The 13,316-nt window shown below is 68.0% G+C and carries 13 protein-coding genes and 1 pseudogene; 6 read left to right on the top strand and 8 right to left on the bottom strand.

Features of this window, described 5'->3' with window-relative positions:
* The first annotated feature begins 113 nt into the window (after positions 1-113).
* From RI841_RS08850 to RI841_RS08830, 5 genes are all read left to right on the top strand, one after another.
* Complete coding sequence (locus RI841_RS08850; protein ID WP_310705229.1) at positions 114-1,355, top strand: ribonucleotide-diphosphate reductase subunit beta; 1,242 nt, start codon at positions 114-116, stop codon at positions 1,353-1,355.
* Between the two features lie 207 nt (positions 1,356-1,562).
* Positions 1,563-1,892 (top strand): hypothetical protein, encoded by a 330-nt coding sequence (locus RI841_RS08845; RefSeq protein WP_310705228.1) that lies wholly within the window; start codon positions 1,563-1,565, stop codon positions 1,890-1,892.
* Between the two features lie 139 nt (positions 1,893-2,031).
* A complete protein-coding gene (locus tag RI841_RS08840; RefSeq protein ID WP_267902489.1) occupies positions 2,032-2,154 on the top strand; it encodes a hypothetical protein in 123 nt (40 codons plus the stop codon).
* A 6-nt stretch (positions 2,155-2,160) separates the two neighbouring features.
* Positions 2,161-2,382, top strand: a complete 222-nt coding sequence (locus RI841_RS08835; RefSeq protein ID WP_310705227.1) for a DUF3565 domain-containing protein — start codon at positions 2,161-2,163, stop codon at positions 2,380-2,382.
* A 27-nt stretch (positions 2,383-2,409) separates the two neighbouring features.
* Positions 2,410-3,012 (top strand): DNA polymerase ligase N-terminal domain-containing protein, encoded by a 603-nt coding sequence (locus tag RI841_RS08830; protein ID WP_310705226.1) that lies wholly within the window; start codon positions 2,410-2,412, stop codon positions 3,010-3,012.
* Positions 3,013-3,105: 93 nt separating this feature from the next.
* Here the strand turns inward: RI841_RS08830 and RI841_RS08825 are convergent, their stop codons facing one another.
* Together RI841_RS08825 and RI841_RS08820 are read right to left on the bottom strand one after the other, a co-directional pair.
* Positions 3,106-3,285, bottom strand: a complete 180-nt coding sequence (locus RI841_RS08825) for a PLDc N-terminal domain-containing protein (RefSeq protein WP_310705225.1) — start codon at positions 3,283-3,285, stop codon at positions 3,106-3,108.
* Positions 3,286-3,375: 90 nt separating this feature from the next.
* Positions 3,376-4,041 carry a cupin domain-containing protein gene (locus tag RI841_RS08820; RefSeq protein ID WP_310705224.1) on the bottom strand — a complete coding sequence of 222 codons (666 nt, stop codon included), beginning with the start codon at positions 4,039-4,041 and terminating at the stop codon, positions 3,376-3,378.
* Positions 4,042-4,182: 141 nt separating this feature from the next.
* Here RI841_RS08820 and RI841_RS08815 point away from each other — a divergent pair, with 141 nt between their 5' ends.
* Positions 4,183-6,000 carry a monovalent cation:proton antiporter-2 (CPA2) family protein gene (locus RI841_RS08815; RefSeq protein ID WP_310705223.1) on the top strand — a complete coding sequence of 606 codons (1,818 nt, stop codon included), beginning with the start codon at positions 4,183-4,185 and terminating at the stop codon, positions 5,998-6,000.
* A 12-nt stretch (positions 6,001-6,012) separates the two neighbouring features.
* Here the strand turns inward: RI841_RS08815 and RI841_RS08810 are convergent, their stop codons facing one another.
* The 6 genes and pseudogenes from RI841_RS08810 to RI841_RS08785 form a co-directional block, all read right to left on the bottom strand.
* The gene (locus RI841_RS08810; RefSeq protein ID WP_310705222.1) at positions 6,013-8,313 is read right to left on the bottom strand and encodes an ATP-dependent DNA helicase; all 2,301 of its coding nucleotides are present in this window, start codon (positions 8,311-8,313) and stop codon (positions 6,013-6,015) included.
* A 14-nt stretch (positions 8,314-8,327) separates the two neighbouring features.
* Complete coding sequence (locus RI841_RS08805) at positions 8,328-10,040, bottom strand: VRR-NUC domain-containing protein (protein WP_310705221.1); 1,713 nt, start codon at positions 10,038-10,040, stop codon at positions 8,328-8,330.
* An 80-nt stretch (positions 10,041-10,120) separates the two neighbouring features.
* Positions 10,121-11,005, bottom strand: coding sequence for a YihY/virulence factor BrkB family protein (locus RI841_RS08800; protein ID WP_310705230.1), 885 nt, complete (start codon positions 11,003-11,005; stop codon positions 10,121-10,123).
* 7 nt (positions 11,006-11,012) lie between these two features.
* Complete coding sequence (locus tag RI841_RS08795; protein ID WP_310705220.1) at positions 11,013-11,537, bottom strand: TIGR02281 family clan AA aspartic protease; 525 nt, start codon at positions 11,535-11,537, stop codon at positions 11,013-11,015.
* 73 nt (positions 11,538-11,610) lie between these two features.
* Complete coding sequence (locus RI841_RS08790; protein WP_310705219.1) at positions 11,611-12,969, bottom strand: MFS transporter; 1,359 nt, start codon at positions 12,967-12,969, stop codon at positions 11,611-11,613.
* Positions 12,970-13,019: 50 nt separating this feature from the next.
* Positions 13,020-13,316, bottom strand: a pseudogene (locus RI841_RS08785) (peptidase S15); the annotation flags it as partial.

The raw sequence follows: 13,316 nt of genomic DNA, 5'->3' as shown, positions 1-13,316 counted from the left end.
AAGCTCGAAGCTCGAAGCTCGAAGCTCGAAGCTCGAAGCTCGAAGCTCGAAGCCAACAAGTCTAGCGACCGGTGTCATGCATTGACGCCACCAGCAACAGGACAGGACGACTCATGATCGATTGGGACGAGTTCCATGAAGACGAGACCACCGTGGCCGAACAACCGGCCCCGGTGACCAAGCCGCAGCACGCTGCCGAACCCCAGGCCGACGACGTGGCCGTTGCCGAGAGTCGCGGCAGCTACCAGGCTGCCGAGGGTGACCGCCTGGCGCGTGCCCGAGCCTCGCTGGAGGCCCTCGACGTGGCCGCCGGGCTCGAGGAGCTGGAGATGGGCGCGGCGCGCATCGAGGTCGACGACAAGCAGATGATCAATGCCCGCGCCGACCTCAACCAGCTGGTGCCCTTCAAGTACGAGTGGGCCTGGCAGAAGTACCTGGACGGCAGCGCCAACCACTGGATGCCCCAGGAAGTGAACATGAACGCCGACATCGCGCTGTGGAAGAGTGCCGAGGGCCTCACCGCGGACGAGCGGCGTATCGTCGAGCGCAGCCTGGGCTACTTCTCCACGGCGGACTCGCTGGTGGCCAACAACCTGGTGCTGGCGCTCTATCGCCTGATCACCAACCCCGAGTGCCGCCAGTACCTGCTGCGCCAGGCCTTCGAGGAGGCGATCCACACCCACGCCTACCAGTACTGCGTGGAGTCGCTGGGCATGGACGAGGGCGAGGTCTTCAACATGTACCGCGAGGTCCCCTCGGTGGCCGCCAAGTCCGCCTGGAGCCTCAAGCATACCCAGTCGCTGGCGCGTCCGGACTTCCAGACCGGCACCCCGGAAACCGACCAGGAGCTCTTGCGCAACCTGATCGCCTTCTACTGCGTCACCGAGGGCATCTTCTTCTACTGCGGCTTCAGCCAGATCCTCTCCATGGGCCGGCGCAACAAGATGACCGGCGTGGCCGAGCAGTTCCAGTACATCCTGCGCGACGAGTCCATGCACCTGAACTTCGGCGTGGACATGATCAACCAGATCAAGATCGAGAACCCGCACCTCTGGACCCCCGAGTTCCAGGACGAGGTCACCCAGATGATCCTCGAGGGCACCGAGCTCGAGATCGCCTATGCCCGGGACACCATGCCCCGAGGCGTGCTGGGCATGAACGCGGCGATCATGGAGGAGTACCTGCATTTCATCTGCAACCGCCGCCTGGCGCAGATCGGCTTGAAGGAGCAGTTTCCCGGGGCGCAGAACCCCTTCCCGTGGATGAGCGAGATCATCGACCTGCGCAAGGAGAAGAACTTCTTCGAGACCCGCGTCACCGAGTACCAGGTGGGCGGCGCACTGAGCTGGGACTGATCCCGAAGACGCAAGGCCGGGGCATTCCGCCCCGGCAAGGATGGAGGGAGGCCTCGTCATGATGGAGATGCCCATCGCGACCCGTGAGACGCGACGCGCCCGCGCCCACCAGCCTGCCGCCACCCAGATGATGACGCCCTGTCCGGCCATGCCGGGCGGGGCGTATTTCATGGCCCGGCAACAGGCACAACAACGGAGGGCAATCCGATGCATGCACCCCAATCCGTAGCACCCCGCGAATCCCGGGCGTGGCAGTCCGCCCTGGACCGGGCGCTGAGCGCCCATGACAGCGAAGACGCCCTGGCCCGCTATCCCCATGTGGCCTTCGCCTTCCCATCTTCATCCCCCAATCCCTACTCGCGGGACTACCCGCTGCTCGACTACCGGGAACTCAAGGAGTGGGCGACCTCGCGGGGCTGGCGGGTCCGCCCGGCCCCCGAGCGCGCCCCCGCCGGCGAGAAGTACAGCCCGCCGGTGCGCTTCACCCGACTGCACCAGGGCAGCTCGCGTCCCGCTGACGGAACGAGACGCCACTGAACCATCCCCGGGGCCGCTGGCCCCGGGGATGGAAGGCGAGAGCGACCTGCTGGACGGGGCAACGGGCCGACGTTGATTCCCCGTGGCCGCGAGCGCTACGGTGGGGGTGACGTCCCGGGATGACACGGAGGGTTCCCCCATGAAAGAGCGCAAGGCCAGAAGCGTGATTACGCGAGTCTTCGTACCGGCCCATGTCCGCGACCTGCCCAACGGCGAGCGCGTGACGGTACCCGGCCACTACAAGGCCCCGCCGCGGCGATAGCCTCCCATGCAGCAGCCCATCATCGGCTATCACCTCGACGAGGAGGACCACTGGGTCGCGGAACTCGCCTGCGGCCACAACCAGCATGTGCGCCATCAGCCGCCCTGGACCGAGCGCCCCTGGGTGACCACCGAGGCCGGGCGGCGCTCGCGACTCGGTCTCGCTCTGGAGTGTGTGAAGTGTGATCGGGGGGAACCGCGGGACAACCCCGAGCGCCAGCTACACTAGTGGACAGCCAACCGCCCGGAGGCGAACATGGCCTCATCCCGCGACACCCTGAAAAGCTACCGCGAGAAGCGTGATCCACGCTGCACCCCCGAACCCATGGGGGACGGCAGGCAGGCCGACCGGCCGCGCTTCGTCATCCAGCAGCACGCTGCCTCCACCCTGCACTACGACTTGCGTCTCGAGGTCGACGGCGTGCTGAAGTCGTGGGCCGTGCCCAAGGGCCCCTCCACCGATCCACGGATCAAGCGCCTGGCGGTCCCCACCGAGGATCATCCCCTGGCCTACGCCGACTTCGAGGGCGTGATTCCCGAGGGCGAGTATGGCGCCGGCACGGTGCTGATCTGGGATCGCGGTCACTACCGCAACCTCAAGGAAGGCGACGAACGCTCCTCGGTCGCCGAGCAGCTCGAAGACGGCCATGCCACCGTCTGGCTGGAAGGTGAGAAGCTGCGCGGGGGCTATGCACTGATTCGTACGGACCTGGCGCAGGGAAAGGACTGGTTACTGGTAAAGATGGACGACGAAGGCGCCGATGCACGGCGCAACCCGACGTCGACCGAGCCCGAGTCCGTGGTGACGGGGCGCACCCTGGCGGAGATTTCCCGAGAGGCGGGCCGGGACGAGGCGTGAGCCGGAGGAGTCCGGCTCACTCCGCGGGACACCCGCGATCCGGATGGGCGGCGGGTGTCCCGCCGATGGGGCGAGTCGAGGGCCGGGGAATCGCTACCCCTTGGGCCCGAACAGAAACCAGATGATCAACCCGATCAACGGGAAGAACAGCAGTACCAGGATCCAGATCAGCTTGGCCAGCCCGCCGGCCGAGCTCTGGGCGACCTTGACGATGGCCCAGATAACGATGATCAGCCAGATCAGGCCCAGCAGGCCACCTACTTCGATACCCATGCGACGTCTCCTTGTCCGTTCCCATTCGGCGAAATGCCGCGCTCAGCAGTAGCACAGCCGCCGCGAAACGCACAACCAGGGGCGCGCCGGTCACTCGGGCAGCAGGTGCCCGACCTTGACGTAGATCAGCGCACCATCCTCCAGGGTAAAGGGAGTGTGTTCGCTGCGATGAGGGCTACGCAGCCAGCTGCCGGCAGGGTAGGCCCCATGTTCGTCGTGGAAGGTGCCCTCGAGGACCAGGATCTCCTCGCCGCCCCAGTGGGCATGGGGCTGGAAGCGAGTGTTCGGCGCCCAGCGCACCAACGCCACGTGCTCGCCCTCGAAGTCGTGAAGCGGCAGCACCTCGAGCCCGTCGACGAGCCCGGGCCGCCAGGTCTCGGCGCGGGTGTCGATGGCCTTCTGTGCGGTGTCGTCCGGCGAGAACTGGTGCAGCTTGACGAAGATCAGCGCCCCCTCCTCGCCCACCCGCGGGGCGTGAGCGGTGCCGATGGGGTTGCGCAGATAGTAGCCCGCGGGGTAGCGGCCATGCTCGTCGGCGAACTCGCCCTCCAGCACCAGGATCTCCTCGCCTCCGCCGTGCTCATGGGTCGGGAAGGTGCTGTCGGGCGCATAGCGCACCAGGGAAGTGGCCCGAGCCACCTCGTCGCCGACCCGGTCCAGCATCATCCGCTCCACCCCCGGCGTCGGGGATTCCACCCAGCGGTACTGGTCGGGAGTGACCACCGCACGGCGACTGAAATCGGCATTGAGCCGCATGACGCACTCCTTCTGACAGGGCCTCCGGGCCAGCGGCCTCTCGATGCCGAGCCCGCTGGCCTGGCCCGACGTTTGCATGACCACGATATGGCCTCCATCGGTTAGAATGGGGCCCTTCATCGCCATTCGCAAGGAGGTCCCTTGGCCATCGACCTACTGCTCAATGCGCTGATCTTCCTCGCGTCAGCGGTGCTGATCGTACCGGTCTTCAAGCGCCTGGGACTGGGCGAGGTGCTGGGCTACCTGGCCGCGGGGGTGGTCATCGGCCCCTCGGCTCTGGCCCTGGTGTCCGACGCCGAGGCAGTGCTGCAGTTCTCCCAGGTCGGGATCATCTTCCTGCTGTTCGTGATCGGCCTGGAACTCAAGCCCTCGCGCCTGCGCGTGATGCGCAAGGCGGTGTTCGGCTTCGGCAGCCTGCAGGTGGCCATCACCACGGCCCTGCTTTCGCTGACCGCCTGGTGGCTGGGGCTCTCCCCCGCCGCAGCGCTGGTGGTGGGTTTCAGCCTGGGGCTCTGCTCCACGCCCCTGGTGCTGCAGCTGCTCGGCGAACGCAAGGAGCTGCAGACACGACATGGCCGTAACGCCTTTGCCCTGTTGCTGTTCCAGGACCTGTCGGCGATCCCGGTGCTGGCCATCATCCCCATGCTGGCCGCCGATGCCCTGATGGCGGATAGTCTCATCCCTCTGCTCGAGGGGGTACTGATTGCCATCGGTGCCTTCCTCTGTCTGATCATCGGCGGCCGCTACCTGCTGCGGCCGCTGTTCCACTATGCCGCGGCCACTCGCAGCCGCGAGGTCTTTGCCGGCACCGTGCTGATGGTGGTGATCGGTGCCGCCCTGCTGATGGAACTGGCCGGGCTTTCCATGGCCCTGGGGGCCTTCATCGCCGGCGTGCTGCTCGCCGACTCCAAGTACCGCCACAACATCGAGGCCGACATCGAGCCCTACCGCGGCCTGCTGCTGGGGCTGTTCTTCATGGCCGTGGGCATGACGGCCGATATCCGTCTGATCGGCGAGATGCCGCTGGCGGTGCTCGGCATGACCCTGGGGCTGGTGCTGCTCAAGGCTATTGCCATGCTGGTCGCCGCCAGGCTCCATGGCACCGGCTGGAAGGATGGGCTCAACCTGGGGGTATTGCTCTCCCAGGGCGGCGAGTTCGGCTTCGTGCTGCTCTCCGCAGCGGCGACCGCCGCCCTGCTCGACACCCAACTGGTCAGCTTGCTGATCCTGGTGATCTCGCTCTCCATGGCGACCACGCCGCTGCTCTTCCAGCTGCATGTCCACGGCATTCGCCGGCTCTTCACCCGCCGCCAGCCGAAGCGCCCTTATGACACACTGCCCGACGATGCCCCGCAGATCATCATTGCCGGGTTCGGCCGCTTCGGGCAGATCATGGGGCGCGCCCTGCAGGGGCTCAAGATTCCCTACACGGTGCTCGACATCAACGCCGACCAGGTCGAAGTGGTGCGCCGCTACGGCAACAAGGTCTACTACGGGGATGCCTCGCGCATCGATCTGCTGAAGGCCGCCGGGGCCGACCGGGCCCGGGTGCTGGTGGTCGCAGTGGGCGATCCCGAGGCCTCGATGCGCATCGTCGGCCAAGTCCGACGCCAGTTTCCCCACCTCCAGCTCTATGCACGTGCGCGCAATCGCCACCACGCTCACCTGCTGATGCGCGCCGGGATCACCCATATCGTGCGTGAACTGCTGCCCGCCAGCCTCGAGCTGACCCGCGACGCCCTGATCGGCCTGGGCATTCCCCGGGAGCAGGCCCAGCAGACCATCGATACCTTCCGCCCCCATGACGAGCAGGCACTGCTGCGCCAACTCGAGGTGTTCGGCAACGAGAAGAAGCAGATCCAGACCATTCACGAAGCCGCCCGGGAGCTCGAGGCGCTCTACGAGGCGGACGAGGATATCGCCACGCGTGTGGAGGAGATTCCGCGCAGGCAGCGCTGAGACGCGATGCGATCACTCGATCGCCCACCACCCCGGCAGCCGAGCCTTCACCTCGCGTCGCGCGAAGCGATCGTCCATCAACACCACCGTGCCCTCGTCATCGGGACCGCGGATCACCCGGCCCGCCGCCTGCACCACCTTGATCAGCCCGGGGATGCGGTAGGCGTAGTCGTCGCCAAGGCCAAAACGTGCCGCCAGCCGCCCCTTGAGCGCCTCATTGAAGTCGTCGAAGGGTGGCAACCCCAGGGTGGCGATGAAGGCACCGACCAGCCGTTCGCCGGGCAGGTCGATGCCCTCGGCGAAGGCTCCGCCCAGCACCGCAAAGCCGATTCCCTGCCCGCCCGGTGTGAAACCTGCCAGGAAGGCATCGCGGGACGCCTCGCGCATGCCGCGGGTCTGGGCGCGCACGGGAATCTCTGGATGGGCCTCCTGCAGCCGTGCCATGGCCGCTTCCAGGTAGGCGAAGCTGCTGAAGAACGCCAGGTAGTGGCCCGGTCGGCGGCGATATTGATCGGCCAGTTCGGCGACGATGGGCGCCAGTGAGGCCTGCCGGTCGCGCAGCCGGGTGGAGATGTCGGTACGGATGCGCACCTCGAGCTGCTCGGCGGCGAACGGCGAGGCGACCTCTCGCCACACCGTGGTGGCCGGCAGGCCCAGCAGGTCCCGGTGGTAGTGGGCGGGGCTCAGGGTCGCCGAAAAGAGCACCGCAGACTGGGCCGCCGCGAAACGCGGCGCCAGGAAGTCCGCCGGCACCAGGTTGCGCAGCCCCAGCACGGCCCGACCACGGCCGTGACGGGCCAGGTCGCACAGCGAATGCGCGTCGAAGGACTCCGCCAGGCAGGTGAAGGCCAACGCCTCGAAGAGCAGCTCCTGGAGCGCGAGGGAGGCCTGGTCGGGGTGCTCGCCCAGGTGTTCGGTGATGGCGCTGGCGCCCCCCTGCAGGGCTGCGACCATTCCGTCGGGCAGGCCGTCGAGCACCCTGTAGGCCGGCCGGCCCGGCTCGCCGGCTTCGCTCATCCCCGCTTCCTTGACCAGCGCCTGCCACTGCCGGGCCAGGCGCGCCAGGGGGCGCTTCAGGGCCATGGGAGCCTCACGGCGCAGACGAGCGAGCCGGCGCTGGTCCAGCTCGGCGCTGTACATGCCGCGGGCCCGTTCCACCAGGTTGTGGGCCTCGTCCACCAGCAGGCCCAGGCGCCAGCCGTTGGCCCGGGAAAGGCCGTGAAGCAGGGCATTGGCATCGAACCAGTGGTTGACATCGCCGACGACAACATCACACCAGCGCGCCAGCTCCTGCCCCAGGTAGTAGGGGCAGACACCATGGGCGAGGGCCACCTCGCGCAGCGCCTCGCGGTCCAGCCAGCCACGTGCCACGGCGGCCTGTCGCGCCGCCGGCAGCCGGTCGTAGAAGCCCGCCGCCAGCGGGCAGGCCTCGCCGTGGCAGGCCCGGTCGGGATACTCGCAGGCCTTGTCCCGAGCGGTGAGCTCCAGCACCCGCAGCGGCGCGGGTACGACGTCCGGGCTGCCGGGGGCCCCGGACCCGAGGACGACCAGGGCATCCAGCGCCAGCCGGCGTCCCGGGGTCTTCATGGTCAGGAAGGCCACGCGGTCGAGCCCCTGGCGGGGCATGGCCTTGAGCAGCGGGAAGAGGGTACCAACGGTCTTGCCGATCCCGGTGGGGGCCTGGACCAGCAGGCAGCGGCCGGTGCTCGCCGCCTTGTAGACGCTCTCCGCCAGGTCGCGCTGGCCGGGGCGGAAGGCGTCGTGGGGAAAGGCAAGTTCACCGAGCCCGGCATCACGACGCTCGCGATGCCGAGCCTCCTGCGCCGCCCAGGCGAGAAAGCGACGGCACTGGGTCGCGAAGAAGACCTGCAGCTCGGTGGCACTCGCCTTCCGAGTCAGCACGGTCTCCCGGCCGGTGGTGATGTCCAGGTAGACCAGTGCCAGGGTCAGCGAATCAAGGCGACGCTCGGCACACAGCAGCGCGCCATAGACGCTGACCTGGGCCCAGTGCAGGGCCCGCTGGTTGTCGGCCATGCGCTCCAGGCGCCCGCGATGGGTCTTGACCTCCTCCAGCTGATTGGCCACCGGGTCGAAGCCGTCGGCACGACCGCTCACTCTGAGCCCCTCGCAGCAGGCGGAGAGCGGCAATTCGGCCTCATAGCTCTGGCCACGCCGCCTTGCTACTCGGGCATGGCCGTCGATGCCCTCCCGGGCGCTGGGGGCGGGGGTGAAGCGATGGTCCAGGTCCCCCTCGCGTGCGGTGAAATCGCACAGCGCACGCACCGCCACCCGATAGCTCGCCACCTCGCTCATTCGTCGTCCATCGCTCACTCTCCGTCCACCCCCCAACGCACATGGCAGACCACGGCGGGCATGTCACGGGCATGGAAAAAGGCCAGCCAGCGGCGCTGGTTGTCCTGCAGCCGGTCGCCCGGCCCCTTCACCTCGATCAGCCGGTAGCGCGGTTCGCCTTCCGGGGCCTCGGGAAGGAACTGGATCAGGTCCGGCAAGCCGGCCCGGTTGGCCTTGAGGTCACCGAGCAACCGCTCGAAGCAGGCGCGCAGGTGGGCGGCCGGCAGGCAAACCAGCGCCCGCTCGAGCAGCACCTCGTCGAGTGCTCCCCAGTGCACGAAGGGTGAGGCCAGCCCGTACTTTTCTCGCCAGGTGGCGCGGATCACCTCGCGATACCCGCCATCGTCGAACCGGGCCAGGGAGGCATCGAACAGGGCACGGCGGCGTTCCACGAAGTCCTCGCGGTAGAGGTCCGCCGGACCGTGGTGAAAGGGATGGAAGAAGGCGCCGGGTAGCGGCGCGAAGAGCGCTTCCCAGCAGAGCAGGCCGAAGAGCCCGGTGAGCAGGCTGTTCTCCACGTAGTGCACCGGCGCTGCCTCGCAATGCAGGTGATCGCGTACTGCGGCCTCCACCGGAGCGGGTGGCAAACTAAGGGTCCACTGTTGGGGTGCCGGCTCACGGGACGACGCTGGCGGGGCAAGCCCCAGGCGGCGACACAACCGCGGCACCAGCCGCGCCAGCGCCTGGACCTCCTCCTCGCTGGCCGCAGCCTCTGCCAGGGGTTCGGCCAGTGTCAGGGCTTCGGCGTGTTCCCCGCGGCGCTCCAGCAGGCGCAGGCGGCGGATGCGCGCTTCGACGCTGCCGGTCTGGCCCGCCTCCGGCCAACCGGCCTGGGCATAGAGGGAAAGGGCCGATTCGCCCTCGCCCTCACGCTCCGCCTGGCGCCCCAGCGCCACGCAGAGCCGCCGGTGGCGCGCCGCCAGCCAGGCGTTGTCGACCAGCAGCGCGGGCAACTCGGCCCGCAACCCCGATACCGCCTCCCCGGCCTCGAGCCGTTCGCGCAGGCGGTGCAGGGCCAGATAGGTATCCACCTCCGAGCGACGCCGGAAGGCCCGGGAGTCGGGCGTGATCGCCACCCGCTCGAAGCGCTGCAGGCCGAGCTCGGTGAGCACGAACTCGGCCCAGTCCTGGCGCAGGTTGCCGAAGAACATCAGCCGCAGCCGGTCGCAGGTCGCCATCACGGCAAGGCGCACGACCCGGTCCGGCGCCTCGGGCCACCAGTCGGCGAGCGGGCGAGGCTCGGGGAGCCGCGGCGCCAGCGCCTCGCGCAGTGCGGCCTTGCCGGTAGCGGCGGGCAGCCCCGTCTCAGCGATCGCGTCGGCCAGGGCTCGGCGCAGCTCTGGAAGGCGCAACTGCCGGAAGAGTTCCTCGAGGCCAAGCAAGGGGACGGCATCGACCAGCCCCACCGCTACAAGAGGCGCAAGCGCCGCCTCGGTGTCGCCGATCTCGGGATAGCCCAGGCGCGAGGTGCGAAAGTGCTCGCCCTTGCGCATCACCATGCGCACCAGCAGCGCCTGTGACGCCTCGGGCAGGGCGGCGAAGTCCGACAGGAAGTCGTGCTCGGCCGCGTCCAGCAGGTCACCGTGGCGCTCGGCCACCCACGCCAGAACGAAGCGGAAGTTCGCCAGGTAGTAGCGCGGGTTGTCCAGGGAAGCGGTGACCGGAGCGGTGGCAGAAATACTGTTCATGCATCCATGGTATCAGGGCCGAGGAGGCATCGGCTGGCATTCTGTCCAGCCCACAGCGGCGAGGCGTTGCAGCGGAGTCATCATGAAGTCGGGGCCTCGGCGTCGGCGAGCGGGGATCGCCCCATCTGCACATTGATCAGGGCGCCGAGCAAGACAACGAAGGCCGACAGCCAGAACCACAGCATCAGCACCACTACCGCGCCAAGGGAACCATAGAGCTGGCCAAGGTTGGCGACGTGGCGCGCATAGAGCGATAGCCCGCCGGAGCCCAGCAGCCACAGCAGGGTGGCGCCCAGGGTTCCCACGCGGATCCACTCCCAGCGCGGGGTCTGCCGGTAGGGGCCGAAGCGGTAGAAGACGGCGATGACCACCATCATCGCCAACAGCAGTAACGGCCAGCGCAGCAGGCCGATCAGGGTGAAGAGCGGCCCCTCCAGGCCCATCATCTCGATGGCCAGGGGGAAGAGCGCGACGAAGGCGATCGCCACCTGGGTGGTGACGACCAGCCCCAGGGTCAGGGCCAGGATCATCACACTGCGTTGCCAGAGGGCACGACGTTCGGTCTCACCATGCACCACCGCCAGACCGACCAGCAGACCGCGCACTCCCTTGGACGCGACGAATATGGCGATCGACAGGCCGCCCAGGGCCGTGGCGCTGAGCCCGGCCTGGGTATGTTCGCCGATCTCCCGGGCCTGGTCCTGAACCAGCCGTGCCGCACCGGGAGGCATCAGGCGGCTCACCTCGCCGATCTGGCGGGCCATGTCCTGCGGGTCGAGCACCAGCGCCCAGAGGGAGATGATGGCGGCAATCGCCGGAAACAGCGCCAGCATCGCATAGAAGGCCACCCCGGCCGCCAGCATGGTGACCCGGTAGGCGACCACGGCGCGCCTGACCCGCCAGGCCATGAGCACCCAGCCACGCAGGGCCTGTGGGAGGCGTCGCAGAATCGAGCGGATCACCATCGCCACCTCAGAGACGCTCCGCGGGGCGCAACACCATCCGCGCACCCCGAATCTCGATGTCGAAACGGTCGAGGAAGCTCATGCCCAGCAGGGCCGACTCGCCGGTGAGGCCCGGGCTGATGGAGCCGCGGACGTCCCGAGCGGCGAACCCACCCAGGCTCACCTCGTCGAGCCGCGTCAGTTCCCCGCGAACCCGCCCGTTGGCGGTATTGAACCAGGCGGTGCCGGTACTCTCGAGCCCCAGCCGCTCCGCCATCGCAGCCGGGACCGCAACATAGGTGGCGCCAGTGTCAAGCAGAAACTCCACCGGCTGGTCGTTGATGCGCCCGGTGGCCACGAAGTGACCGGCGCGGTTGCGCTCCAGCACCACTGGCTCGCCTTCTCCCATCACGACATCGGCGAGGTGAGCATTGGGATTGCGCTGCGCCTCCAGGTAGCCTTGGAACCACCAGGCCCCGCCTCCCAGGAAGAGCACCCAGAACAGCAGCATCATGCCCAGGCCGGCCCGGCGGGTGGCTCGCTCCTCATTCATAATCTTCCCTCCCGACGACTCCCCTTTGAGACCATGATGCCATAAGGGCATTCCGCGACGGGTCACCGACATCCTAGCGTCCGTTGCGCGCGTCCCAATCACGGGCCGCCTGCTGGCCCCGCGCCTGGTCGACGAACAGGCAGACCAGGATGGCGATGACGAAGAGCACCGCACAGAGCAGGATCGACGCCTTGAGACCTACCAGCGACTGCAGCAGCCCCAGGCCGATGATACCGATGACCCCGGCGAGCTTGTTGGCCAAGCCCCAGAAGCCGAAGAATTCGGCGGCCTTGCGGCTCGGCGAAAAGAGCCCCACCAGGGCACGGCTGGCGGACTGGCTGGAGCCCAGGGAGAGCCCCGCCAGGCACCCCACCACCAGGAAGAGGTGCTGGGCCTCCCAATCGATCCCGAAACGGGCATGCAGGAAGGCGGTGACCTCCGGCGTGGCCCAGATGGCCAGTATCGCCGCCACCCAGAGCCCCAGAGTGAAAAGGTAGGTGAGCCGAGTGCCGATGCGGTCCTGGATAAAGCCGAAGCCCAACGCCCCGACCGCCGCAGTGATCTGCACGATGATGAACATGATGTTGCGGACCGACTCGTCCCAGCCGATCACCTGGGCGCCATAGATGAAGGCGAAGGCGATGATGATGTAGACGCCGGCCATGGAGAAGAGCAGCGAGACCAGGAAGATGCCCAGGTCGCGGAAGCGTCGCAGCTCGTGCAGGGTCGTCGAGACGCGCCCCAGGGCGATCTCGCGATAGGGCTTGCCGGGCGGTTGGGGCGTGCCGCGTTCCTTCACCCACAGGAAAGTGGGGATGGCAGTGATCAGGAAGAACCCCGCCGCGAAGGGCCCCACCCAGCGGATGCGCTCGAAGTTCTCCGCTGTGGCCTCTCCCAGCACCACCAGGGTGAAACCCGCGGCGAAGAGCCCGCCGACATAGCCCAGCGCCCAGCCGAAGCCGGAGATCTTGCCCAGATCCTGCGGCGGGCCGAGGTCCGGCAGGAAGGCGGCAATGAAGGACTCGCCCATGGAATAGGCGTAGTTGGAGACCATGATCAACAACAGGCCCAGTACCACATAGCCCGGCGCCACGAAGTAGAGCATGGCAGTGGTGGCAACGGTGGCCAGGTAGCTGACGAACAGGAACTCCTTCTTGGCCGCCCAGTAGTCCATCACCGCCCCGCACAGCGGGCCGGTCACTACCACCAGCAGGTAGCTGACCGCCAATGCCAGGCTCCACAGGAAGTTGGCCAGGCGATAGCCGTCGCCGCGGTCGCCGACGATCACCGTGGTGAAGAGCTCACCGAACACCACGGTGACGATCAGCAGGGTATAGGCCTGGTTGGCGAAGTCGAACATCGCCCAGCCGAGGATCTCCTTGCGCGTGACGCGGGGTGTCGCCGGCACGGCGGCGGCGGGAATCGGGCTCATGCGGGACGTCCCTGTGGCATCAGGACGCCACCATAGCAGCCCCTCCCGCGCTAGACGAGATCGCGGGGAATAGTCTCGTCCCAGGTCCGCGCATAGATCCGGGTATCCCCCTCCCAGGCGTCCAGGGTGGCCCGGATGCGGAAGTTGTCGGCATCACTGGTCAACAGGGTGCGGGTCAGGGTGCTGACCTCCCAGTCGCCGCGTCGAAAGCTGCGCTGCCACTCCGTCCAGCCGCTGACGCTGTCGTAGCTGCCGTAGGCGTAGGAGTAGCGCTCGGTGACGCTGGCGGCGATCTCCAGGGCAATGTCGTCGATCCGGTAGCGTCCCTCGTCGTGGATCACCTCGAG

This window comes from Halomonas sp. (genome assembly GCF_031581305.1).
Classification (GTDB): Bacteria; Pseudomonadota; Gammaproteobacteria; order Pseudomonadales; family Halomonadaceae; genus Halomonas.
The sequence above is the reverse complement of the archived record's forward strand: the minus strand, read 5'-3'. Positions and strand labels throughout refer to the sequence as shown.